Raw genomic sequence first — 23,743 nt, forward strand, 5'->3', positions numbered from 1 at the left:
CCTGCCTCAGCGCAAGCGCGTGGCAGAAGATGCGGAAAAATAGCGGAAATGGCCGATAACCTGCCAGCTAAACAGCACATCTTCTTCGCGAGCACCCCAGCCTTTGTTGTGAATCACTAGCGGGCGCAGGCCATCGCGGCTGCGTCGCTCGGTCACGATACCAATATGCGGCGCCCCCTGCTCCAGCCGCCAGGAGACGATGTCGCCAGGCTGGTAATCGTCCGCTTGCTTGCTCGCTTTAAGTGCCATGCCGTGCCGGCGGAAGTAGGTTTCGAGGTTGGGCACGCGCCGATGGTCGATATTGGAATCGGGGCCGCGCATGCCCCACATATTCGGATAAGCGGCGAAATGGGCGCCCATATCGCGGTTCAACTGCAATTGCAGGTCAATGCCAGCCCCGCGCAAGGCACGCACGACCACATCGGCGCAAACGCCACGCCATAACGGCAAATCGCCGCCTGGAAACGCCAGTGGTTGATAGCGGGAGTCGTAAATCAGCGTACGGCCGACCTGATGATGCGTCGCCTTCAGTATGCGTGCCGTATCCGCAGCGGGGGTGCTTGCCGCCAGCGGCGCGGCCCAACCCACAGCCCAGACCACTCCCATCAGCCATCCATAGATTTTCATCGCGCTCCAGCGTGGGTCCACTCAATCCGTCCGGGTCATGGTCATCGAGATAGCACCTGCAGCTCGGTGGCCAGGGTATTCAGGATATTTCGCAAAGGCGCAGTCAACGTGGCCTCCGCCGAGATCCGTGCCATATCGCAAGGCCCACCGGGCAACGGGATGCCCACATCCAGCCATATCTGTGCCGACATGGTCGTCAGAATTTCACGCAATGCGGCATGCGCCATGGTGGCCCGCCCGGAGGCATTGATGAGGACCACCGGCTTGCCGGGAAACTCGGTGCTACCGACCAGCCAATCCAGCAAATTCTTGAACGCACCCGGCACACCGTGAGCATATTCCGGGCAGGCGATCAGCAGCGCATCGCTGCCGTCCACGGCCTGGCGCAACGCAAGCACCGGCGCAGGCAGCGGCTCGATCTCGTCATCGGGATTGAATAACGGCAAGCTGGCGAGATCGGCATAAACCGTCAGCTCCAGCGTTGCCGGCGCTAACGACCGAGCGACCTGCAGCAAGGCCGTATTGGAAGACGCGCGGCGCAGGCTGCCGGACAAACACAACACGCGCCGAGGCACTGCGCTCAGTTCGCTCAAGGCGCGCCCTGCACCACGATCTTGCCCAGCCCCAGCGATTTGTTGCGCGGCTGCCGCGACAACCGGCCGGCGGCGTTGCGGGCGATCTCGCGGTAGCGCGCGGCAAGATCGGAATCAGGCATCGCCACCACGGTCGGCGTGCCGCCATCGGCTTGCTCGCGAATGCGGATATCCAGCGGCAACGAACCCAGATAGGCCACGTCGTACTGCGCCGCCATCCGTTCTCCGCCACCTTCGCCGAAGATATGTTCTTCATGGCCGCAGTTGGAGCACACATGCGTGGCCATGTTCTCCACTACGCCAAGCACCGGCACCTCGACCTTCTCAAACATCTTCAAGGCCTTGCGTGCATCGAGCAAGGCGATGTCCTGCGGCGTGGTGACGATCACCGCGCCGGCTACCGGCACTTTCTGCGACAAGGTCAGTTGAATATCGCCGGTGCCCGGCGGCAGATCCACAATCAGATAATCGAGCTGCTCCCAGCGCGAATCGGTGAGCATTTGCATCATGGCCTGGGTCACCATGGGCCCGCGCCAGATCATCGGCGTTTCCTCGTCCACCAGAAAACCGATCGACATGGCCTGCAGGCCGTGCGCCTGCATCGGCACAATGGTCTTGCCGTCCGGCGAATGCGGTTTGCCGCTGATGCCGAGCATGCGTGGCTGGCTGGGGCCGTAGATGTCCGCATCGAGCACGCCCACCTTGGCGCCCTCAGCGACCAGTGCCAGAGCCAAGTTCACCGATACCGTGGATTTGCCCACGCCACCCTTGCCCGACGCGACCACGATGATGTTTTTCACGTTGGGCAACGGCGCCAAGCTACCCTGCACCTTGTGCGCATAAATGCGACTGCCGATCGACACCGCGGCCGAGTCGATCGCCGGATCGGCCTCCAGCACCTGCCGGGCACGCGCCATCAAGGCATCGATGGCGCCGCTAGCTGGATAGCCTAGCTGGATATCTACCGAAACCCTGGCGCCATCCACGCCGATCGCCCGCACGGCCTCAGCCAGTGGCGCGCCAGTGTGGGGGTCGGTCAAATCGCCCAGATGGCGCCGGACCAGGGCTTCACTCGCCTGTGTCATGTTGTGTCGGTATGAAAGGGGGGAGCGCACATTATGCCAGCGCCATGGCATAACCACCGGTTGCGCGTTGCAGCTTGACGCCCTCGCCAGGCCTCGTCAGGCTCGAACCATACTGTTCCGTACAGAGGGAGGGCACCATGAAGTCATTGTTTCGCTTTGCTATCGCTACCGGCCTGCTACTGGGCGCAAGCGCGGTGTATGCCGCCAACAACACGCCCGTCGGCACCTGGAAAACCATCGACGACACCACGCACAAGCCCAAGTCGATCGTGCAGATCACCGAAAGCCATGGCGAACTGCAAGCCAAGGTGCTGCAAGTGCTGCAATCGGACGAAGGCCCGCACCCGATCTGCAAAGAATGCGACGGCGAACGCAAGAACCAGCCCATCGAGGGCATGACCATCATGTGGGGCGTGACCCAAGACGACGACGTCTGGGACGGCGGCAAAATCCTCGACCCGAAGAACGGCAAGGTCTACAAGGTAAAACTGAGCACCGTCGACGGCGGCGCCAAGCTCAACGTGCGCGGCTATATCGGCTTCTCGCTGCTCGGCCGCAGCCAGGTCTGGGAACGGCAGGATTAATCACGGCATTTTTCCTATTCGCTTGCAGGCGCGCGCCACACGCGCGCCTGCGCAAGCATGATTCACGCCGGTGCATCGGCCCGATGCACCGTCACACTCCGCGCAGTAAATGCAGCCCGAGCAGCGCGATCGACATCATGCTCGACGACCAGATGCTGCACATCGGCGATACCGGCCACCCGATGCGTCGCCGTTGCGCCAAGCTTGTCATGGGTGACCGCGATAATCGTCTCGCCGCTGGCCTCGATCATCGCGCGCTTGAGCAGCACCTCTTCACTATCGAAACCCCATAGCCCACTGCCGGCATCGATCGCACAGGCGCCGGGAAAACACAGATCGGCACGCACGCGCTGAATTTCCTGCAACGCCTGGGCGCCGACCGCGGCGCCGATACGCGGATTGATCCGGCCACCGATCAGCAGAATCTCGAAGCCTTCGCGCTCCAATAGAATCTGCGCGATCTCCGGTGCGTTGGTGACCACGGTAAGACCGAAATGCTCGGGTAATGCCGAGGCAATCGCGGCATTGGTCGAGCCCGCATCGATGAGCAGCACCTGACCTTGCCGCACCAGCGTCACCGCCTTACGCGCCAAGGCCAACTTGCGGCCGGCATGCTCATGGCGGCGTTGTTTAAGCGGCGTCGCTATCGCAGGCGGCGGCAAGGCGCCGCCGTAAACGCGTTTGCATAACCCCTGTGCGGCCAGCTCACGCAGATCGCGGCGAATCGAGTCCTCCGATACCTCGAACTCGACCGAGAGCTCGGCCGCCACCACGCGACCATGGCTGCGCAGGCGATCGAGAATCCACTGCTGACGCTCCTGCGGCAACGCTTCAGCGGCATTCACCTTGGCAGGACTCGGTTTAGCCATCACAGCACTCCCTCGGGCACATCCTCATTGAGACCCAACAAACCCAGCCCGACCAGCTCTCGCCGCAGGCTCGTGGCATCGCGAAACCATAACGCGTGCATACCTAGCCGCGCAGCGGCCTCGACATTACGCGGCGCATCGTCGATATAAACCGTACGCGTAGCGTCGACCCGATAGCGCGTCAACAAACGCTGAAAAATCGCCGGGTCCGGCTTCGCCATGCCCTCTTGCCCGGAGACCACAATGCCCTCAAAGGCATGCAGAAACGGGTAAAGCTCCCATGCCACCGGAAAGGTTTCCTGCGACCAGTTGGTCAATGCATACAAGCGCACGCCTCGCGCGCGCAACTCATCGAAGATCGCCACGCTGTCGTGCATCGGGCCACCCAGCATCTCGACCCAACGCGCCCGGTACGCCTCGATCAACGCGGCATGCTGCGGAAACTGCGCACTGAGCTGCGCAATCGCCTCACGCCACGGACGCCCGGCATCTTGCTGCTCGTTCCAGTGCTGATTGCACACCTCGTGCAGAAAACGCTCCATCGCGTTTTCATCGTCGAACAACTGGCGATACAGATGTCGCGGATTCCAGTCAATCAACACGCCACCGAGATCGAAGATGACCGTGTCCGGCGTGGTGATCGTTGCTCCATTGGTAGCTTGCATTAGCGCCTCACTATGTTTGCTGCCATGGCCACCAGCAAAAGCAAGCCGGCGACCACGACCAAGGCCGTCGGCAAACTGCTGGCATGAGCCAGCAGGCCGATAAATGCCGGGCCACTGAGCAAACCGGCGTAGCCCAGCGTGGTCACGGTGGCAATGGCGATCGCCGGCGACGTGCCAGGCAAACGACCCGCCGCACTGAACATCACCGGCACGATATTGGATGCGCCCAAACCGACCAGCACGAAACCGAGCAGCGATAACACCGGCCACGGTGCCATCGTCGCCAACACAAAGCCTACGGCCGCGGTACTCGCCCCTGCGCGCACCGCCCATACCGAACCCAACCGCTGGATCACCCGATCACCGACGAACCGCCCCGCCGCCATCGCCACCGAAAAACAGGCGTACCCCATGCCCGCCGAGGCCGCGGCAAAGCCATGCACCTCGCGCAACAGCACGGCGCCCCAATCCAGCATCGAGCCTTCGGCCAGAAAACTGATAAAGCACAGCAGCCCCAGCAACAGCACCAGCCCTTGCGGCATACGCAAGACAGCCGCGTGTTCGCCAGCATCGACGACCTCACTGAGGAAACGCTCGCGCTGTGAGATCACTACCAACACCTGCACTACCGAAATCGCCATGGCGCAGGCCAGCAGCGGCAGCCCCAGCGCCAGCAGCACACTCATGCTCGCCGCCCCGACCAAACCACCGATGCTGAACAATGCATGGAAGCCCGACATCAATGCCCGGCCATCGCGTCGCTCCACTTCCACCGCGTGAGCATTCATCGAGACATTCAGCGCGCCCAGCGCCACGCCGAAGTACAGCAGCGCCGCGACCAGCATCGGGGTGTTCGGCACAATCGCCAACATCGGCAAGGCCAGACTGAGCAACAAGCCGGCCACAACGATCACCCGGCGATTGCCATAGCGATGGCTCAGCCAACCCATCAATGGCATCGACACCATCGAGCCGCCGCCTAAAGCCAATAGCACCAAGCCCAGCCCGGCATCATCCAGCCCGAGCCGAGCCTTGGCATACGGCACCATCGGCGCCCAGCCAGCCATGCCGATGCCGGAGATAAAGAAGATCAGACGAGTGGCGCGGGTGGCCGCCGCCAGCGGCGGGCTCCCGGGAAAACAGGCTTCGTTGACGGCATTCACGAGTACGTCTCACGGATAGAACGTGCACAAATGTAAACAATTACGTACAAACATGCAACACAATGCATTATCCAGCGCATCACCTAACCGCAGCGCCATACCTCCGACATGAATTCGGCCGTCCGATCACGCATGCTGCGTCATGCCCACGATCATCACCCACGCCGCCGTCCCTCTTTTGCTCGGCGCCGCCGCAGGCAGCCGCCGAATCAGTCACCGCTTGCTGGCAGCCGGCGCCATCGCGGCGATGTTGCCCGATGCGGATGTACTGGGCTTTAAATTCGGCATCGGCTACGCCACCGCGTTCGGCCATCGCGGCGCCAGCCACTCCATCGCCTTCGCGCTGTTGCTGGGATTACTTGCGGCAGCCTTGCATCGGCCCCTGCGCAGCAGTGCATGGTGCGCGTTCGGCTTCGTCGGCCTGGCTGCGCTATCGCACCCGTTACTGGATGCCTTGACCAATGGCGGTCTCGGGGTGGCGCTGGCGTGGCCATGGGATCTGCACCGCTACTTTTTCCCGTTCCGACCGATTGAGGTCTCGCCGATCGGTGCCCGCTTCTTCAGCGCACGCGGTTGGGTGGTTATCCAATCCGAGCTGCTATGGGTCTGGCTACCGGCCGCCTTGCTCGCTCTAACACTATGGCGATGGAGGCTTCGTCACGATAGGCACGGCTCGACAGTACCGCGCATGCAATAATCCCCGCCCCCGCAACCATCGTCGAAACCATGTCCCGCCGACTCCTCGTTACCAATGCCCTGCCCTACGCCAATGGCCCCCTGCACATGGGGCATATGCTGGGTTACATCCAGGCTGATATCTGGGTGCGCGCGCAACGGATGCAGGGTAACGAGGTGGTCTACGTCTGCGCCGACGATGCGCACGGCACGCCGATCATGCTCGCCGCGGAAAAAGCCGGCCTCTCGCCGGAGGCGTTTATCGAGGGCATTCGCATCGGCCACGAAGCCGACTTCGCCGCCTTCGGCGTGGCCTTCGATCACTATCACACGACCCACTCGAACGAGAACCGCGAGTTGGCGTCGACGATTTACACCCGTCTGCGCGATGGCGGCTACATCGCTCAGCGCCATATCCAGCAGTTGTTCGATCCCGAAAAACTGATGTTTCTGCCGGACCGCTACATCAAGGGCACCTGCCCCAAGTGCGGCACCCCGGATCAATACGGCGACAACTGCGAAAACTGCGGCGCCACCTATGCGCCTACCGACCTCATCAACCCGTACTCGGTGATGTCCGGTGCTACCCCGGTGCTGCGCGACTCGGAGCACTACTTCTTTGAGCTGAGCAAGTTCGAGTCGCTGTTGCGCGACTGGTTCGCCGGCAAGCTCACCGATGGCGCGCCGGTGGCGAACAGCGGCGTCGTGGCGAAACTGAAGGAATGGCTCGACGGTGGCCTGAAAGACTGGGACATCTCGCGCGACGCGCCTTACTTCGGCTTTCCGATCCCCGATGCGCCGGGCAAGTTTTTCTATGTGTGGCTGGATGCGCCGATCGGCTACCTCGCCAGCTTCAAGGCACTGTGCGATCGCACCGGGCTGAAGTTCGACGACTTCCTCGCCGCTGACAGCAGCGCCGAACTGCATCACTTTATCGGCAAGGACATCATCAATTTCCACGGCCTGTTCTGGCCGGCGATGCTGCATGGCGCGGGCTTGCGCACGCCGACCGCACTGCACGTCAACGGCTATCTGATGGTGAACGGCGCGAAGATGTCCAAATCGCGCGGCACCTTCATCATGGCGCGTACTTATCTGGATGTAGGGCTGCATCCCGAATTTCTGCGCTACTACTTCGCCAGCATGCTGGGCGATGCGCCGACCGACGTCGATCTCGACCTCAAGGCCTTCGAGGATCGTGTCAACTCGCACCTGATCGGCAAGTGGGTGAATATCGCCAGCCGCACCGCCGGCTTCGTGCACAAGTTTTTCGATGGCCGGCTCGCGCCGAACTTCGAGCGCGAAGAAGCCGCGTTATGGCAAACCCTGCAGACCCACTACGACGACGTCGATGTGCTGTATCGCGATGGCGACTTCGCCGAAGTCACGCGGCGTTTCGTACTGATCGCCGACCTGGTGAATGGTCACATTGCCGCCAAGGCGCCATGGGTGCTGGCCAAAGACGAAACTCGTCTCGCCGAACTGCATCAGGTCTGTTCGTTCGCGCTGGCCGCCTTCCGCCTGCTCGCCGGTTTGCTTAAGCCGATTCTGCCGGCCACGGTCGCTGCCGCCGAACACTTTCTCGCCGCCCCTATCGTCAACTTCGACGATGCCCGCGCCGAGCTGCATAGCCACACCATCAATGCATTCGAGCCCTTGCTCGGCCGCATCGATCCGAAATTGATCGAGGCGATGGTCGAGGCCTCCAAAGAATCACTGGGCACCCCACCCACCCCCGTCAAGAAAGCCAAGGAATCCAGCAAGACCATGAGTGAAGTCAGCACCCCGAGCGCCCCCAATGAAACCGCCGTCATCGGCATCGACGATTTTGCCAAGCTCGATCTGCGCATCGGCAAAGTATTGGCCTGCGAATTCGTCGACGGCTCGGACAAGCTGCTGCGCTTTGAACTGGACGCCGGCGCGCTGGGCAAGCGGCAGATTTTCTCCGGCATCCGCGCTGCCTACGGCGAGCCTGAAAAACTGATCGGTCGCAACGTAGTGTTTATCGCCAACCTGGCGCCGCGCAAAATGCGCTTCGGCTTGTCCGAGGGCATGATTCTTTCCGCGGGTAACGGTGGTAGCGATTTGTTCTTGCTCGATGCCGATCAGGGCGCCACACCGGGCGCCACCGTTCGCTGATCGCGTGAATACCGTCGAGCCCAGCTTCGTCCTGATGCCAGGGCTCGACGGTAGCGGGCGATTGTTCGAAGCATTTGAAGCACGGCTTCCAAAGGACATCGCTCGACAGCGCATTACGTATGCAGCATCACTGCCTGCGACGATCGATGCCTATGTGGGGCATGTACAAGCCCAGCTCCCCGCGCACGGTCGGCATATCGTTCTCGCAGAGTCGTTCTCCGGCCCTATCGCGATACATCTGGCCCATCGACTGGGCGACCGGCTAAGCGGCTTGATCCTATGCGCGTCCTTTGCGACACCGCCGCACCCTCTGGCCGGCGTAGCTAGCCGACTACCCAGCTCGGTACTGGCACCGCTAAAGAAAAATCGCCGGCTGTTGCGGCACTCCTGCATTGGCACCAAGACTGCCGATGCCGCCGTTGAGAGTCTGTCGAAAACGCTGCGGCAGCTTGAAAGCCACACCATCCGGCAACGATTGGGACTGCTGACATCCATCGACCTGACGGCATCATTGCGCGCGCTGCACGCGCCGATCCTGCTGTTGCAGGCAACCGGCGATTGGCTGGTCACCCGACACGCTCAGCGCCAGCTTGAAGCGGCCGCGCCGCAAGCGCAGATTAGGCGAGTCGTCGGACCGCATTTTTTGCTCCAGGCGCTGCCAGACAATTGCTGGCGGCACATACAGGAATGGATGACACTGCACGCCCTTCTACCAGCCCCCACTCGCAAGGCACACGTCACGCCTCATGCCTGAATCAGGTCTTTCGCTTATCGATCGCATCGACGCGTTGCTGCCGCAAACGCAATGCGAGCAATGCGGTTACCACGGCTGCCGCCCTTATGCGGAGGCGATAGCGCGTGGCGAGGCCGAGATCAATCAATGCCCACCTGGCGGGCTTGCCGGCATCGCCAAACTCGCTGAGCTACTGCAGCGCACGCCACTGCCATTGAATCCCGAGCATGGGGTCGAGAAGCCGCGCACCCTGGCACGCATCGTGGAGGCCGATTGCATTGGCTGCACCAAGTGCATCCAGGTTTGCCCGGTCGATGCCATCGTCGGTGCCGCCAAGCTTATGCATACGGTGATCGTTGACGACTGCACCGGCTGCGAATTGTGCGTACCAGCCTGCCCTGTGGATTGCATCGTGCTGCAACCGATGCCGATAGCGCAGATAGATCAAAGCCATGCCGACGCAGCGCGCCAGCACTTTCAGCGCCGCGAGGCGCGCCTGGCGCAGGAGCGCGCGCTGCGCGATGCCGAGTTAGCTGCGCGCAAAGCCGAGGTGGGCGTACAGGTCAACCCCGTGCTTGCCGCACTGGCTCGCGCCAAAGCCAAACAACAGGAGCCCAAACCGTGAAGAAAGCCGACGTCGTCGAGCTGTTCACCCGTCTGCGCGAAATCGACCCGCACCCGACCACCGAGCTGGACTACCGCACGCCGTTCGAATTGCTGGTCGCGGTGGTGTTGTCGGCCCAGGCCACCGACGTCGGGGTCAACAAAGCGACGCGCAAGCTCTACCCGGTTGCCAACACGCCGCAAGCGATCCTCGATCTGGGCGAAGACGAGTTGAAGCGCTATATCAGCACCATCGGCTTGTTCAACGGCAAGGCCAAGAACGTGATCGCGCTATGCCGCATCCTGGTCGATGAATACGACAGTGAAGTGCCGCGCACGCGCGAAGCGCTGGAGGCGCTGCCCGGCGTGGGCCGCAAGACCGCGAACGTCGTACTCAACACGGCCTTCGGCGTGCCGACTATCGCGGTCGACACGCATATTTTTCGCGTATCCAATCGCACCGGCCTGGCACCCGGTAAAGATGTGCGCGCCGTGGAAGACAAGCTGGAGAAAATCGTGCCGGCCGAGTTCAAGCAGGACGCCCATCACTGGCTGATCCTGCATGGCCGCTACGTATGCAAGGCGCGCAAGCCCGATTGCCCGCAATGTGTCATTCGCGATCTGTGCCGTTACAAAGACAAGACCGCTGCCGCCTGATCTGCGCTGCCGAGAAAAGCAAACGGCGGGCAATGCCCGCCGTTTTCCGTCCCTGGGTCGAACTCCTTTCCGATAACCGTTGCCTCAGTAGCTCAACACGCCCCAGAAGCCGACTTCGTTGGTCTTGTACTGGAATGCCTTGTTCGGGCCTTCCAATTTGTCGTACTTCCAAGCCAAGGCGAGACGCAGGTTCTTGAGAATGTCGTAAGACACACCGGCGTTGTAGTAGGTGTCTTTCAGCTTGCTCTGCGCGCCGGCAAAGCTCCAATACTTGTAGTCCACCCGGTCGTAGCGAGCGAACAAAGCCCACTGCGGCATGAAGGTCCAGTCGCCGAACACCGAGTAGCCGTCGGCCTTGTCTTTGACGACAGCCGGAACCGGCAAACCGCCCGTGTACTTGATTACGTCGTCCCAGTTGTTCGCGGTGAAGTACTCGACACCGACGCCAAAGGTCTTGTCGCGGTAGGCCACCAAGGCATCGCCACGCGTCGCATCGCGGGTCGGTGCGCCCAACTGCACGTCTTTGGCGCGCTTACCCTGATAGCCGCCAATCGCCAGGACCATTTCTTCGATCGGCTGATAGCCGAAGCGGCCTTCTACGTCGACGCCCTTCGAGCGCGTCGGATTCTTGTAACCGCCACCCGTGACAACCGACAACTGGTAGTTGATCGAATTGTCGCCGGTGGTGGCGCCCAAGGCGTGAATACCCCAGTCGGACGAGTTGCCGAACGAGCCCATGCCCGTAGGCGCAGTGCCGGCCGTACCGCGGCCACCGTCGATCGAGCGATCGGTGATGGTGTTTTCGAGGAAGCGGTAGCCGTACCACTTCTCGGCATACGGAATCCACGGTGTATCGGCGGCACCGAAGCGCACGGCAAAGAGCGGATCGAACTTGCCCTGCACGTAGGCTTTCTTCACGAACAGGCTGGTTTGGCTCAGCGTGGACTGGTAGTTGAAATCGGTGGTGAGGTTGGCCGACCAGACATCGTCGAACTGGTGATCGATCGTGAGGTAGAAACGCTTCACGTCGAAACCGGTACCGTTGGTCGAGCCGTGGCCGTCTTTCTTGATGGAACCGGCAGTGCCGACCTGTTCCTTGTGATTTACGTCGGTCATGTCGAAGAACATGGTGCCGCCGATCTTGGTGTTGTTCACGAACTTGTCGATCGTGCCCATCTTCTTGTCGCTGACAACCTGTGCCTTCTGCACGGTCTCCACGGCCTGGCCGGTGGACACATTGATATCGGACTGCGCGTCAGTGCGCTGTTCCAACTCGGCCACCTTGGACTGCAAGGCCGAAAGCTGGGCTTTCAACTCTTCCAATTCCGCATCCCGCGACGTTGCCTGGGTGCTGACCTTCTGGGTGCTGGCCTTTTTCTGGTGCGACTTGCTATGGACCGGGGCCGCATCCTGGGCCTGAACCGCAAAGCTGGTTACGCCCAATCCGGCAGCAATGGCTACCGCGAGCATCGTGGAACGCATGGAGTTTCTCCGCATGATGGTAAGAATCATCTCGACCGCCCCCTAACAATCGATATGGCGGGTCAAGCAGGAACGGCGGCAGGATGCGTCCGCGCCTTTACGATTCGATGCCATTTTTGTTACAAAAAAAAGACACCGCGCCGTGTTCTCACAAAATTTGTACAAATTAAGATCCAAAAATCAGCCACCCTCCCCCTTTCAGACCTGCCACTGGTAAAGAACACGATCGATAAGCGGCTACCTCAGCGCCAAGTCATGCTTCACGCCCTGCAAACATCGTTCATGATTGGCTGGTCCGGCTGATATGCTTTGCCGATGGAGAACTCGAGTAATAGCACCGCAACCCGCATGGCTGAACGCTTTCGCGGTTTTTTGCCCGTTGTCGTAGATGTCGAAACAGGTGGCTTCGATGCCGAGCGCGACGCTCTGCTGGAGATCGCCGTCGTCACCATAAAAATGGATGCCGAGGGCTATCTATCGCCCGAGCCGGCCGTGTCGGCCCATGTCGAACCTTTTCCCGGCGCCAACCTCGATCCGCGCGCGCTGGAAATTACCGGCATCGACCCGGACAACCCTTTGCGCGGTGCCTTGAACGAGCGCATGGCGCTTGAGCATATATTTAAGGCCGTGCGTCAATCGATGCGCGACAACGACTGTCAACGGGCCATCCTGGTCGGCCATAACGCCGCCTTCGACCTGGGCTTCGTCAATGAAGCAGTGCGCCGCTGCGGGCACAAACGCAATCCATTCCATCCCTTCAGTTGCTTCGATACCGCAACCCTGGGCGGGCTGGCCTATGGCCAAACCGTATTAAGCAAGACGGTGCTTGCCGCCGGTCACTGCTTTGACACCCGCGAGGCTCACTCGGCCATCTACGATGCCGAGCGCACCGCCGAGCTGTTCTGCACCATCGTCAATCGCTGGCGCAAGCTGGAAATGCTGGAGCGCTAGGGCACGACTAGGCCTGAAACCGGCTTCGCAACGTGGAACCGAAATAAAACACGCGTTTAGCGCTCTCATCGGTTTTTACTAAACGCTTGTTTGCACAAGAAAAGATCACCTTCACGCAAGCACTGTCATACAGATGAAACATTCAACTCATTTCATTGCAACACGACGCGCATGAAATAGAGGGCTGGGAATCCCCCGTAACCCTCCCACTTAAGGAGCGACCGTGTTGATCACTACTTCATCTCTGTCCCGCATCGGCGTAACCGCCGCGATCACCGCGGCCTCGCTGTTCGGCATGACGGCTCACGCCACTGACATCACGGGTGCTGGTTCCAGCTTTGTCTACCCTGTGCTCTCGAAGTGGTCCGCAGCATATGCCGAGAAGACCGGCAACAAGCTCAACTATCAGTCGGTCGGCTCGGGCGCTGGCGTAGCGCAGATCAAGGAAGGCACGATCGACTTCGGCGCTACCGACGCGCCGCTCAAGGCCGAAGACCTGCAGAAGTTCGGCCTGGGCCAGTTCCCGGTCGTCGTCGGCGGTATCGTGCCGGTCGTCAATATCGCTGGCGTTGAAGCGGGCAAGATCAAGCTCGACGGCGCCACCCTCGCCGACATCTTCCTGGGCAAGATCAACACCTGGAACGATCCGAAGATCGCCGCGCTGAACGCCGGCCTGGCCCTGCCTGCCGGCAAGATCACCGTGGTGCATCGCTCGGATGGTTCGGGCACCTCGTTCAACTTCACCAACTACCTGTCCAAAGTCAGCCCCGAGTGGGCCGATAAGGTGAAGTTCGGTACCGCCGTGGAATGGCCGACCGGCGTGGGCGGCAAAGGCAACGAAGGCGTGTCGCAGTACGTCAAGCAGATCAAGGGCTCGATCGGCTATGTCGAGTACGCCTATGCGGTGAAAAACAAAATCACCTGGGTTGACCTGAAGAACGCCGCCGGTCAGTTCGTGTCCCCCACGGCCGATGCTTTTGCCGCCGCCGCTGCGACCGCAGACTGGGCCAGCGCCAAGGACTTCAACCTCATCATGACCAACGCCCCCGGCGCGAAGGCGTGGCCGATTACCGCCACCACCTGGGTCGTGATGTACAAGAAACCGAAGAACGCCGAGCACACCAAGGTGTCGTTCGAGTTCTTCAAGTGGGCGCTTGAGAACGGTCAGAAAGAGGCCGTGGCGCTTGACTACGTCGCCCTGCCTGATCCGCTGGTGCAGAAAATCCAGGCTTACTGGACTGCGGAATACAAGCACTAATCACCGCTTCAAGTATGGAAGCCTGATAGCAGCGAACTTGGCCGCCCCTTCTTCGGATCGGGCGGCCTGTTGTTGAATAGGACTGTTGTCGATAGGCCTGCCATGGAAAGACGCCACCGGCACGTGGCACGACCGATTAAGCTGGCTTGCACGCCAGTCGGATTTATCCAGGTTTTGAGGGATCGTCATCTCATGCAAGCGGACCAGGGCGTGATCGCCTCAACCATCGCCCAAGAGCAGCGCTCCACGCGCGACGCCCGCCATGACCGGTTATTCGGCTGGCTGCTCAAAGGTTGCGCCTTACTGGTACTGGCCTGCTTGCTGGGCGCGGCCGGCTCCACCCTGTGGGGCGGGCGCGAAGCCTTCGGCACCTTCGGCTGGGGCTTTCTCACCAGCGCCGAATGGAACCCCACCGACGACGTCTACGGCGCCCTGGTTCCCGTCGCAGGCACTATTTCCACCTCGCTGATCGCCCTGCTGATCGCCGTACCGGTGAGCTTTGGCATCGCGCTTTATCTATCCGAAGTAGCCCCGCCCTGGCTGCGCACGCCGGTGTCTTCGGCGATTGAGCTGCTGGCCGGCATCCCGTCGATCATCTACGGCATGTGGGGCCTGTTTATTTTCGTGCCGTTTTTTTCCGACCATATCAAGCCCTGGTTAATCAGCGCGCTTGGCCGGGAGTCGTGCGATGTGCACGAGGCCGGCAACGTGTCCTGGGTCGCCCAGCACGTACCGTTCATGGGCAAGATGTTCTGCAACGAAAACTCGTTCGGCGGCAGCGTGCTCACTGCCGGCATCGTGCTGGCCATCATGATTATTCCGTTCATCTCCTCGGTGATGCGCGAAGTGTTTCAAACCGTGCCGACCCGCCTGAAAGAGTCGGCCTACGCGCTGGGTTCGAGCACCTGGGAAGTGTCCTGGGACATCGTGCTGCCCTATACGCGCTCAGCGGTTATCGGCGGCATTTTCCTGGGTCTGGGCCGTGCGCTGGGCGAGACCATGGCGGTGACTTTCATCATCGGCAACAAGATGAAGCTGTCGCCGTCCCTGCTCGATCCGGGCGCCTCGATCGCCTCGACCATCGCCAATCAGTTCGGCGAGGCCGCCGGCCTGCAGAAATCCGCGCTGATGGCGTTGGCCTTCTTACTGTTCGTGGTGACCTTCATCGTGCTGCTGATCGCGCGCCTGATGCTGCGCCGACTGGCCCATAAGGAGGGTCGCTGATGAGCAACACGCTCTATCTACGCCGCCGCGTCGCCAACGTGGCCGCGCTTGGCATGAGTATGTTCGCCACGCTCATCGGCCTGGCCTTTCTAGCCTGGATTCTGTGGGAGACCCTGCGCCAGGGCATCAGCGCAATCAATTGGAATCTATTCACCAAGATCTCGGTGTATCGCGAAGAAGGTGGCCTGGCCAACGCCATGGTCGGCAGCTTGATTATCAATTTCATCGGCATCGCCATCGCCACGCCGATCGGTGTGCTGGCCGGTGCCTGGCTGGCCGAGTACGCCAATCGCACCAAGCTCGGCGAATCGATCCGCTTTCTCAACGATATCCTGCTATCGGCGCCGTCGATCGTGCTGGGCTTGTTCGTGTACACCATCGTGGTGCTGCCAACGACGGTGTTGAGCGATCATACGACCTCGTTTACCGGCCTTGCCGGCGGCATTGCATTGGCGCTTATCGCCTTGCCGGTGATCGTGCGCACTACCGACGAAATGCTTCGCCTGGTGCCATCCACGCTGCGCGAAGCGGCGTTGTCGCTGGGCGTACCGCAGTGGAAACTCACCACGCAGATCCTGATGCGCGCCGCGCGTTCGGGCATTGTTACCGGCGTACTGTTGGCGCTGGCACGAATCAGCGGCGAAACGGCGCCCTTGCTGTTCACCGCCTTCGGCAACAATTTCATGACGCTGAACCCGCTGGAAAAAATGCCCAGCCTGCCGCAAGCCATTTACGAATACACCAAGGATCCAGACCCGGCCATCAATGCCATCGCCTGGGCCGGTGCGTTCGTGATTACCATGTTTGTACTCATTCTGAGCCTGCTTTCCCGCCTTATTCTTTCTCGTAACAAGGTGTCCCATGATTGAGCCAGCCGCCGGCATTCACCCGCAATCCACGGCCACGGCAGCCATGGCGCCGACCAAACTGCAAGTGCGCGACCTGCAGTTCTACTACGGCGGATTCCAGGCGCTGAAAGGCATCAGCATGGATATTCCCGAGAAAAAGGTCACCGCGATCATCGGCCCTTCGGGCTGCGGCAAGTCCACCCTGCTGCGCATTTTCAATCGCATTTATGCGATCTATCCCAAGCTCGAAGCCAGGGGCGAAATCGTGCTGGACGGCGAGAATATTCTCGATCCCGGCTATTCGATGAACCGCCTGCGCAGCAAGGTCGGCATGGTGTTCCAGAAGCCCGTACCGTTCCCGATGACGATTTTCGAGAACGTCGCCTACGGCATCCGTCATCACGAAAAATTGTCTCGCGCCGACATGGAAATCCGTGTCGAGCAAGCGCTGCGCAGCGCCGCGTTATGGGACGAGGTGAAAGACAAACTCAAGCAAAACGCACTCGGGCTCTCCGGCGGTCAGCAGCAACGTTTGTGCATCGCGCGCGCCATTGCGCTGCGACCGGAGGTTCTGCTGCTCGACGAACCGACCTCCGCTCTCGATCCGATTGCCACCGGCCGTATCGAACAACTGGTGGAAGAGCTGAAGAACGAGTACACCATCGTCATCGTCACCCACAATATGCAGCAGGCCGCGCGCTGTTCCGACCTCACGGCCTTCATGTACCTGGGCGAGTTGATCGAGTTCGATCAGACGGAAAAGATTTTCACCAAGCCGAGTAAGAAACAGACCGAGGACTACATCACCGGTCGCTTCGGCTAAACAGCACGTTCCATCTCCTACGATTATTTATTCATCGAGGAGAGCGCAGGGCGAGGCAGTACAGATGCCCTGCCCTATCTGAACTCAAGCGAGACCACACCATGAGCGGCAGCGGCAAGGAACACATCATCAAGAGTTACGACGACGAGCTGGCTCGCCTCACCGGCGAGATCGTGCGTATGGGCGAGTTGTCGATAACCCAGTTGGAGGCGGCCATCGACGTCGTCGAACGTCGCGACGAACGCGCCGCCCAGCATGTGGTGATAAACGACGACGCCATCGACCAGTTGGAGCAGGAAATCAGCCACGACGTCGTGCGTCTGCTCGCCTTGCGCGCACCGATCGCCGGTGATCTGCGCAACGTATTCGCCGCCCTGCGCATCGCCGCCGATATCGAGCGTATCGGCGACTACGCCGCCAACGTAGCCAAGCGTTCGATTCCGTTGTCGATGGTTGCGCCGATCGCCCCGACCAACGGCCTGGGTCACCTCGCCGAACTGGCCGCCGCCGAAGTCCGCGACGTATTGATCGCCTACCGCGACCGCGACGCCGAGCGCGCCTACCAGGTATGGAAGGACGACGCCGACCTGGACGAAGCCTATACCGGCTACTTCCGCCAGCTACTCACCTACATGATGGAAGACCCGCGCAACATTACGCCGTGCACGCACTTGTTGTTCATGGCGAAGAACATCGAGCGCATCGGCGACCACGCAACCAACATCGCCGAGAATGTCTGGTTTCAGGTCAACGGCGAGCCGCTTACCGCACAACGCAGCAAGCGCGACTACACCTCCAGCCCCGAAATGCCCACGCTGGGCGACAAGTCCGAGTAAGCGCTTGCTCCTCCCCCTACGTTTAGGGGGAGGCCGGAAGGGGGTAGCGCACTAGCCGCGCACCTACAAAAGATCCACCTTATGTCCCGCCTCACGCGCTTCGCGCCGCACCTTCACGCCGCGAACGATGCCGTAGATGCCGATCAACAGCCACGCCACCTGCATCACGAAGGCTGGCGTATTGAAGGTGCCGGCCAACAACGAAATCATGACGCCAAGAGCGCCGAGCACGTTCATCAACTGATAGATCAAACCGTTGCCGTGCAGCTTGCGTGCCTGCAACAACAGAAAGGCAAGCAGCACCAGGACAACACCGATATAGCCGGCCCAGTCATGCCATTCAAAGGTCATCACTTACCTCCTCGTTGACCACCGCTTCGCTGACGTATGGCTTCGAACAACGCAATACCCGTGGCCACGGAAACATTGAGGCTTTCCATGGTGCCGGGCATGGGAATTTTGGCGACAAAGTCGCACGTATCCCGCGTCAATCGACGCATGCCCTCGCCTTCGCTGCCGAGTACCAGCGCCACCGGCCCCTTGAAGTCGATGGCGTAAATCGAGGTGTCCGTATCGCCGGCCAGGCCAGTGATCCACACGCCGGCATCTTTTAACTGCCGCAACGCACGAGCCAGATTGGTCGCCGCGATCAGCGGCACGCGATCGGCGCCACCGGCCGAGGCGCGCCGCGCCACCGGCGTAAGCCCTACCGCCCTGTCCTTGGGCACGATCACCGCCGTGACCCCGGCCGCTGCGGCACTGCGCAGACAGGCGCCAAGGTTGTGCGGATCGGTGACACCATCCAAGACCAGCACCAGCGCATCGCTACCTGCCTGCTCCAACAGCTCAGCCAGGTCGTTTTCGGTAGCCAGCGGCGGCGCTTCGTAACGCGCGACGATGCCCTGATGCCTGGCCGCGCCGGCGAGTTTGTCCAATTGCTCGCGCGGCCGATGCTGCACGGGAATCTTCAATTCACGCGCACGCTCGATCAGCTCCTGCAGACGCGGGTTGCGCTGGCCGTTTTCGATCAACAGTTCACGTACACGTTCGGCGTCGTTGCTCAATGCGCCTTCGACGGGATTGATTCCGGCGATCCAACTCTCACTCATGACTTGCCTTTAGGTTTCTTTGGAGTGCCGCCGCCCTTCCCAGGCTTATGTGAATCGGGCCTATGTGAATCGGGCTTAGGTAAGCCTGATTTACGTGAATCGGCTTTACGCGAAGCTGCCGCCGGCGTTTTCTTGCCGACGCGACCGCCTGCGGGCGTACGGCTCGATGGGCCACTGTCATCACGTTTACGCGAGGAAGGACGCGAACGGGGCGGCGGATTATCGCTTGTTCTGTCGTTCGCCGGGGGCACTACCGGTGCGGCAACTTCGTCGCGGCGCCCAAACACCCGGCCAATCGCCTTGGCGGCGCGACCGATGGCGGCCACCGCACCGGTCTTGGCCGCTGGCTTGCGTGCGCCGGGCAACGAATAACGCTCACCCGCGGCAGCGTAGTCATACGCACGCCCAGCACTGGCCGGCGGCGGCGCGGCGATGCGCGACGGCACCAGACGGAAGTCGATCTTGCGATCTTCCAGACTTGCCCGCAGCACCTGCACCCGCACGTGATCGCCAAGCCGGAACTGCGCACCCGTGCGCTCACCCTTCAACAAGTGGCGGGCCGGGTCGAAATGGTAGTAATCATTGGATAGCTGGCTGATATGCACCAGACCCGACACCTTCGATTCGTCCAGCTCCACAAACAGGCCGAACGAAGTAACCCCGGTCACTACGCCATCGAATTCGCTGCCGATGTGCTTGGACATCCAGGCGCACTTGAATCGTTCATCCACATCACGCTCGGCCTCTTCCGCACGACGCTCGCGCTGCGAGCAATGCAGCGCCATCGCAGCCATCTCGCCAGGGGTATAGCTGTAATCGCTTGGCTTGCCGCCCGTCAGCGCATAGCGAATCGCGCGATGCACCAGCAGGTCGGGATATCGGCGAATCGGCGAGGTGAAGTGCGCGTACGCCTGCAAGGCCAGGCCGAAATGACCGCGATTATCGGGCTGATAGGCGGCCATGCTTTGCGCACGCAGCAACACCGACTGGATCAACTGGCGCTCGGGGCGATCCTTCACCATGCGCAGCACATCGGAGAAATCGCACGGCGTCACCTCTTCCACCGAAGGCATGCGCAATTTGAATTCGCGCAGAAACTGTTGCAGGTCTTCGTACTTCTCCGCCGGCGGTGGCTCGTGTGCGCGGAACAACGCCGGAATCTTCTTCTTTTCCAGAAACAAAGCCGCCTGCACATTCGCGGCGATCATGCACTCTTCGATCAGTTTGTGCGCATCGTTACGCTCGGTCGCGCCCATGGCGACGACGCTGCCGGTTTGATCGAGACGGAATTTCACCTCCGGCGTTTCGAAATCGATCGCGCCACGGCGACGGCGCTGCTCCGCCATGCTCTGGTACAGCGCATGCAGGTTTTCTATCTGCGGCAACACATCGGCAATTTCATGGCGTGCGTCTGCCTGCTTCAGGCCCACCGCCTCCCACACTTTGTCGTAAGTAAGCCGCGCATGCGAAAGCATTACCGCATCGTAGAACTTCGACTTCACCACTTCGCCGTCGGCACTGACCTGCATATCGCAAACCATGCACAAACGCTCGACTTTGGGATTCAGCGAGCAAATGCCGTTGGACAAGGCCTCTGGCAACATCGGCACGACGAAGCCGGGGAAATACGTCGAGGTACTGCGCTCATAGGCTTCGCGATCCAGCGCATTGCCGAGGCGCACATAATGCGAAACATCGGCAATCGCCACGATCAGGCGATAACCGCCGCCACGCTTGGGCTCGGCATACACGGCATCATCGAAATCGCGCGCATCGGAGCCGTCAATGGTCACCAGCGGCAGGTGCCGGATATCCACGCGCCCTTCGCGCTCGGCAGCGGTGACTTGCGGCTCGACCTCGGAGGCATCGCGGAGAACTTCCGCCGGCCACTCGTGCGGCAGGTCATGGCTGGCGATAGCCATCTCCACCAGCAAGGAAGGCTGCAGGCGATCGCCAAGCACCGCGCGGATCGCGCCCAACGGGCCGCGATGCGGGGTGGGCGGGTCGGTAATTTCGACCACCACGATCTGCCCCGAGCGAGCACCCTGCTCCTGCCCCGGCGGAATCATCACGTCTTGATGCAGGCGACGGTCATCCGGCGCCACCACAGTCACGCCGTTTTCGATGACTACACGGCCGACCAGGCGCGGCGAACGGCGTTGCAATACCTCGACGATCGCGCCCTGCCTGCGGCCGCGTCGATCGATACCGACCACGCTGGCCAAGACCCGATCGCCATGCAGCACGGTGCGCATCTGCTGCGGCGACAGGTACAAATCGTCGCCGCCCTCGTCCGGCCGCAGAAAGCCATAGCCTTCCGCATTGGCCAGCACCACACCGGGAATCAGATCAAGCTTGCGCGCCGGCGCATAGCCGTCACGCCGGCCCAGCAGCAATTGGCCATCGCGCACCATCGCCGCAAGGCGTTTGCGCAAGGCGTTGAGATCTTGCTCGTCTTCCAATTGCAGCGCTTCGGCGATACGCGCCTCGGTCAGCAGCTCGCCCCGCTCATCGAGCAGGGCAAGAATGGCTTCACGACTGGGAATGGGGCGCTCGTACCGCTGAGCCTCCCGCTCGGAATGGGGGTCATGGCCGCCACGCGAGTCTTTACGGGGGGGCTTGGCGGCGCCGGCATTGCGTGCGCGGCCTTCCGCGGCCGGCGGCCGGGCGGCCGGTTGACGCGGCGGCGTGCCTGAACGCTTGTCTTTGTTTTTTTGAGTCACTTAGTTGCCTTGGCATGTGCAACGCGGTCAATACGACGCGTATGCGATATATGGGACGGCATGAAATCCAGCTTGGATGCCATCTCGTGAAAGAATAGTTGACAACCACCCATCAGATACCTAGTCTACGCGGCTCACGCAGCCCAAACAGGTTGTGTGAGACACCTGCCCAGATGGCGGAATTGGTAGACGCACTAGCTTCAGGTGCTAGCGGGGGCAACTCCGTGGAGGTTCGAGTCCTCTTCTGGGCACCAATTGTAGACGAAGCCCGCAGCGATGCGGGCTTCGTTTTTTTGTGCCTGTCGCAAACGCCTTTCATGCCGACGGCAACCCGGCCATCAGATGGCGGCCCGCTTCGTCGGTGCGGCCTTTTTCGCTGTCTTCTTGGCAGCGGGTTTGGCACCTTTGCCAACCAGGCGTCGCCGATCCAGGCGATGCTCTTCGCGAAAAGCATCCGCGTACTCCTTCAACTCGGCCTTGAGCTTGCTCGCCCCGCCCGGCCCGCGCGTCACATCCTTATCGATGCTCTCGATCATCCGCTGCATCAGTTCATAGTCGTGATAGTCGCGATACGGTTTGAGGTCGAGATCCGCCGGCACCTTGCTCAAGCGCTCATCCCCAATCGACTTCACATACTTCTGCATAAAGCGGTCATAGGCGGCCCACGTAACCCGCTCGGCATTGACCGCCGCCTCTTCGGCGCGGGTCGCGATCTGGTGGGCGTGCAGATAGTGCAGACCTAGCTGATCGATCAGGGTCTTCTCCACCTCTTCGTGCAAGATCAAAAAACGATCCACCTCGACCGTGCGACCACGAAACGTAAAGCTTTTCGGCAAATGCCGGTCGATGTAGATGGTTTTGCCGTCTTTGCTGTAGCCGGCGAGATAGGGGATATCGTGATCGCGATCGAAATTCTTTACCCGGCGCAGAATCGCGTCGAGGGCGCGATCCAGCATCAATGCGGAAACGTACCAATCGGGAACCTTCAGCTTCTTATGCGGTGCGTTTGGATGACAGGTATTCAACGGCATGAGCGTCCTCTCCTGACAGTAGAAACACCATAAGGCGCCCCGAGCAGAAAAACTCAAATCGCCGGCGGCCCCTTCAACTCGATCATGTTGCCCTGCGGATCGTACAGGTAGATCGACGGCCCTTCGCCTTGCGCGCCGTAGCGCGAGCCCAATTCGCCCAGGCGCACGCCGTGCGCCTTGAGATGGCCCAGGATGGCCGCCTCGTCATACCCCGCCACACTCAGGCACAGATGATCCATGTTATGCCCCTCCGCACCCGGCGCCGCGCCGCCCATGCGCCCCAGCTTGCCGTCGACAGGGACCAGATCGATCAACGATGTGCCGGCGCGCAATTGCACCAAGCCAATCGCATCCTGACGACGCTCCTCACTGCAACCGAGCACCTCGCAATAAAAACGCTGCATGGCATCCATATCGAGGACGCGCAGCACAATGTGATCGAGTTGCTGCAGTTGAAACGGCGGTTTGCTCATAGATCGCTTCTGATAAAAAATAGGCCCCAAATAATAAACCCAAGCCCGCACCCAAGCCTCTGCTTTTGCCTCCACGGCAAGCAGGGATGGGCAAAAAAGCTCGCCTCAGTTAGCTCCCTCCCCTGCTTGTAGGGGAGGGCCGGGGTGCGGTCCAACCTGGCCATGAACTTCACCCTCGCCCGGCATAACTTGCCGCACATCGGCGACCGGGCATGAAAACCCGAACCCCAACGCCGCAAGACCCACCTCCCTCATCGGCGGACTACCGAATGTTGGGGTTCGCTTTGCTCACCCCAACCTACGCGTGGTAACCCGCAGCCCCATCGCAACGGACCTGAACAAGGGCACAGAAAAAGCGGGAAAACACCCAGCCGACCTCTGTATAATCCCCGCCGATTAGCTCGCGGTGGGAGAAGCGGGGGTAACCCGCTGCCGAAGACGCAACGCCCGTAATCGCTCAGGCTCCCATACCACCGCGCGCCAACACACTCTGGAGAGACCGGTTGAATCCGGCGCCGAAGGGGCACGAAGCGCATAGCGCTTCCAAACTCTCAGGCAAAAGGACAGAGGGGCGCCCCGCGTGCGGCACGGC

At 61.1% G+C, this 23,743-nt stretch carries 24 protein-coding genes, 1 tRNA gene and 1 riboswitch; of the genes, 13 read left to right on the forward strand and 12 right to left on the reverse strand.

The genetic code is table 11. The annotated features are described in order from the left end of the window. Nucleotides 1-6: 6 nt before the first annotated feature. From DVJ77_RS02360 to apbC, 3 genes are read right to left on the reverse strand one after another with little or no spacing between them, the layout of a single operon-like run. Nucleotides 7-627, reverse strand: a complete 621-nt coding sequence (locus DVJ77_RS02360) for a DUF1287 domain-containing protein (RefSeq protein ID WP_114843837.1) — start codon at nucleotides 625-627, stop codon at nucleotides 7-9. A 41-nt stretch (nucleotides 628-668) separates the two neighbouring features. Continuing rightward, the gene (locus DVJ77_RS02365; RefSeq protein WP_225427731.1) at nucleotides 669-1,220 is read right to left on the reverse strand and encodes an NADPH-dependent FMN reductase; all 552 of its coding nucleotides are present in this window, start codon (nucleotides 1,218-1,220) and stop codon (nucleotides 669-671) included. Next, complete coding sequence (apbC, locus tag DVJ77_RS02370) at nucleotides 1,217-2,305, reverse strand: iron-sulfur cluster carrier protein ApbC (RefSeq protein ID WP_114843838.1); 1,089 nt, start codon at nucleotides 2,303-2,305, stop codon at nucleotides 1,217-1,219. The genes DVJ77_RS02365 and apbC overlap by 4 nt, the downstream gene beginning before the upstream one ends. Nucleotides 2,306-2,442: 137 nt before the next feature. On the opposite strand from apbC, the gene DVJ77_RS02375 reads away from it, so the two are divergent. Then, entirely contained in the window at nucleotides 2,443-2,889 is a 447-nt protein-coding gene (locus DVJ77_RS02375) for a DUF2147 domain-containing protein (RefSeq protein WP_114843839.1), read from the forward strand. Between the two features lie 62 nt (nucleotides 2,890-2,951). On the opposite strand, the gene DVJ77_RS02380 is transcribed toward DVJ77_RS02375, so the two are convergent. The 3 genes from DVJ77_RS02380 to DVJ77_RS02390 are packed head-to-tail and all read right to left on the reverse strand — an operon-like array spanning nucleotide 2,952 to nucleotide 5,490. Next, on the reverse strand, nucleotides 2,952-3,758 hold the full coding sequence (locus tag DVJ77_RS02380; RefSeq protein WP_114843840.1) for a DeoR/GlpR family DNA-binding transcription regulator: 807 nt from the start codon (nucleotides 3,756-3,758) through the stop codon (nucleotides 2,952-2,954). Continuing rightward, nucleotides 3,758-4,423: an HAD family hydrolase gene (locus DVJ77_RS02385; protein WP_191983653.1), complete on the reverse strand. Its 666-nt coding sequence runs from the start codon at nucleotides 4,421-4,423 to the stop codon at nucleotides 3,758-3,760. Before DVJ77_RS02385 ends, DVJ77_RS02380 begins: the two co-directional genes overlap by 1 nt. Next, complete coding sequence (locus DVJ77_RS02390) at nucleotides 4,423-5,490, reverse strand: MFS transporter (protein ID WP_380037956.1); 1,068 nt, start codon at nucleotides 5,488-5,490, stop codon at nucleotides 4,423-4,425. The genes DVJ77_RS02385 and DVJ77_RS02390 overlap by 1 nt, the downstream gene beginning before the upstream one ends. Nucleotides 5,491-5,728: 238 nt before the next feature. On the opposite strand from DVJ77_RS02390, the gene DVJ77_RS02395 reads away from it, so the two are divergent. The 5 genes from DVJ77_RS02395 to nth are packed head-to-tail and all read left to right on the forward strand — an operon-like array spanning nucleotide 5,729 to nucleotide 10,393. Beyond that, the gene (locus DVJ77_RS02395) at nucleotides 5,729-6,283 is read left to right on the forward strand and encodes a metal-dependent hydrolase (RefSeq protein ID WP_114843841.1); all 555 of its coding nucleotides are present in this window, start codon (nucleotides 5,729-5,731) and stop codon (nucleotides 6,281-6,283) included. A 29-nt stretch (nucleotides 6,284-6,312) separates the two neighbouring features. After that, complete coding sequence (gene metG / locus DVJ77_RS02400) at nucleotides 6,313-8,400, forward strand: methionine--tRNA ligase (RefSeq protein WP_114843842.1); 2,088 nt, start codon at nucleotides 6,313-6,315, stop codon at nucleotides 8,398-8,400. Between the two features lie 4 nt (nucleotides 8,401-8,404). Then, nucleotides 8,405-9,154: an alpha/beta fold hydrolase gene (locus DVJ77_RS02405; RefSeq protein WP_162791334.1), complete on the forward strand. Its 750-nt coding sequence runs from the start codon at nucleotides 8,405-8,407 to the stop codon at nucleotides 9,152-9,154. Then, nucleotides 9,147-9,758, forward strand: coding sequence for an RnfABCDGE type electron transport complex subunit B (locus tag DVJ77_RS02410; protein WP_114843844.1), 612 nt, complete (start codon nucleotides 9,147-9,149; stop codon nucleotides 9,756-9,758). The genes DVJ77_RS02405 and DVJ77_RS02410 overlap by 8 nt, the downstream gene beginning before the upstream one ends. Beyond that, complete coding sequence (gene nth, locus DVJ77_RS02415) at nucleotides 9,755-10,393, forward strand: endonuclease III (protein ID WP_114843845.1); 639 nt, start codon at nucleotides 9,755-9,757, stop codon at nucleotides 10,391-10,393. The genes DVJ77_RS02410 and nth overlap by 4 nt, the downstream gene beginning before the upstream one ends. An 84-nt stretch (nucleotides 10,394-10,477) precedes the next feature. On the opposite strand, the gene DVJ77_RS02420 is transcribed toward nth, so the two are convergent. Beyond that, the gene (locus DVJ77_RS02420) at nucleotides 10,478-11,875 is read right to left on the reverse strand and encodes a carbohydrate porin (RefSeq protein WP_114843846.1); all 1,398 of its coding nucleotides are present in this window, start codon (nucleotides 11,873-11,875) and stop codon (nucleotides 10,478-10,480) included. Between the two features lie 348 nt (nucleotides 11,876-12,223). Between DVJ77_RS02420 and rnt the strand changes: the two genes are divergently transcribed. From rnt to phoU, 6 genes are all read left to right on the forward strand, one after another. Next, nucleotides 12,224-12,826, forward strand: coding sequence for a ribonuclease T (gene rnt, locus DVJ77_RS02425; protein WP_380037634.1), 603 nt, complete (start codon nucleotides 12,224-12,226; stop codon nucleotides 12,824-12,826). Nucleotides 12,827-13,079: 253 nt separating this feature from the next. Further along, nucleotides 13,080-14,084, forward strand: a complete 1,005-nt coding sequence (pstS, locus tag DVJ77_RS02430) for a phosphate ABC transporter substrate-binding protein PstS (protein WP_263853807.1) — start codon at nucleotides 13,080-13,082, stop codon at nucleotides 14,082-14,084. Nucleotides 14,085-14,276: 192 nt separating this feature from the next. Further along, nucleotides 14,277-15,308: a phosphate ABC transporter permease subunit PstC gene (gene pstC, locus DVJ77_RS02435; RefSeq protein ID WP_114843848.1), complete on the forward strand. Its 1,032-nt coding sequence runs from the start codon at nucleotides 14,277-14,279 to the stop codon at nucleotides 15,306-15,308. Beyond that, nucleotides 15,308-16,177 carry a phosphate ABC transporter permease PstA gene (gene pstA / locus DVJ77_RS02440; RefSeq protein ID WP_114843849.1) on the forward strand — a complete coding sequence of 290 codons (870 nt, stop codon included), beginning with the start codon at nucleotides 15,308-15,310 and terminating at the stop codon, nucleotides 16,175-16,177. Before pstC ends, pstA begins: the two co-directional genes overlap by 1 nt. Next, nucleotides 16,170-16,979: a phosphate ABC transporter ATP-binding protein PstB gene (gene pstB, locus DVJ77_RS02445; RefSeq protein WP_114843850.1), complete on the forward strand. Its 810-nt coding sequence runs from the start codon at nucleotides 16,170-16,172 to the stop codon at nucleotides 16,977-16,979. Before pstA ends, pstB begins: the two co-directional genes overlap by 8 nt. A 101-nt stretch (nucleotides 16,980-17,080) precedes the next feature. Further along, a complete protein-coding gene (gene phoU, locus DVJ77_RS02450) occupies nucleotides 17,081-17,815 on the forward strand; it encodes a phosphate signaling complex protein PhoU (protein ID WP_114843851.1) in 735 nt (244 codons plus the stop codon). A gap of 63 nt (nucleotides 17,816-17,878) precedes the next feature. Here phoU and DVJ77_RS02455 read toward each other — a convergent pair whose 3' ends face one another. From DVJ77_RS02455 to rnr, 3 genes are read right to left on the reverse strand one after another with little or no spacing between them, the layout of a single operon-like run. After that, nucleotides 17,879-18,166, reverse strand: a complete 288-nt coding sequence (locus tag DVJ77_RS02455) for a CBU_0592 family membrane protein (RefSeq protein ID WP_114843852.1) — start codon at nucleotides 18,164-18,166, stop codon at nucleotides 17,879-17,881. Continuing rightward, nucleotides 18,166-18,924 carry a 23S rRNA (guanosine(2251)-2'-O)-methyltransferase RlmB gene (rlmB, locus tag DVJ77_RS02460; protein ID WP_114843853.1) on the reverse strand — a complete coding sequence of 253 codons (759 nt, stop codon included), beginning with the start codon at nucleotides 18,922-18,924 and terminating at the stop codon, nucleotides 18,166-18,168. The genes DVJ77_RS02455 and rlmB overlap by 1 nt, the downstream gene beginning before the upstream one ends. Next, nucleotides 18,921-21,647, reverse strand: coding sequence for a ribonuclease R (rnr, locus tag DVJ77_RS02465; RefSeq protein ID WP_114843854.1), 2,727 nt, complete (start codon nucleotides 21,645-21,647; stop codon nucleotides 18,921-18,923). The genes rlmB and rnr overlap by 4 nt, the downstream gene beginning before the upstream one ends. A gap of 167 nt (nucleotides 21,648-21,814) precedes the next feature. Here rnr and DVJ77_RS02470 point away from each other — a divergent pair. Continuing rightward, nucleotides 21,815-21,901: transfer RNA gene (locus tag DVJ77_RS02470), tRNA-Leu, on the forward strand. Nucleotides 21,902-21,985: 84 nt separating this feature from the next. Here the strand turns inward: DVJ77_RS02470 and DVJ77_RS02475 are convergent. Together DVJ77_RS02475 and DVJ77_RS02480 are read right to left on the reverse strand one after the other, a co-directional pair. Further along, a complete protein-coding gene (locus DVJ77_RS02475; RefSeq protein ID WP_114843855.1) occupies nucleotides 21,986-22,678 on the reverse strand; it encodes a hypothetical protein in 693 nt (230 codons plus the stop codon). A 53-nt stretch (nucleotides 22,679-22,731) separates the two neighbouring features. Continuing rightward, nucleotides 22,732-23,151, reverse strand: coding sequence for a VOC family protein (locus DVJ77_RS02480; protein WP_114843856.1), 420 nt, complete (start codon nucleotides 23,149-23,151; stop codon nucleotides 22,732-22,734). A 480-nt stretch (nucleotides 23,152-23,631) separates the two neighbouring features. Beyond that, nucleotides 23,632-23,728: riboswitch (glycine riboswitch) on the forward strand. The last annotated feature ends 15 nt before the right edge of the window (nucleotides 23,729-23,743 follow it).

It is taken from the genome of Dyella tabacisoli (assembly GCF_003350925.1).
Taxonomy (GTDB): Bacteria; Pseudomonadota; Gammaproteobacteria; order Xanthomonadales; family Rhodanobacteraceae; genus Dyella_C; species Dyella_C tabacisoli.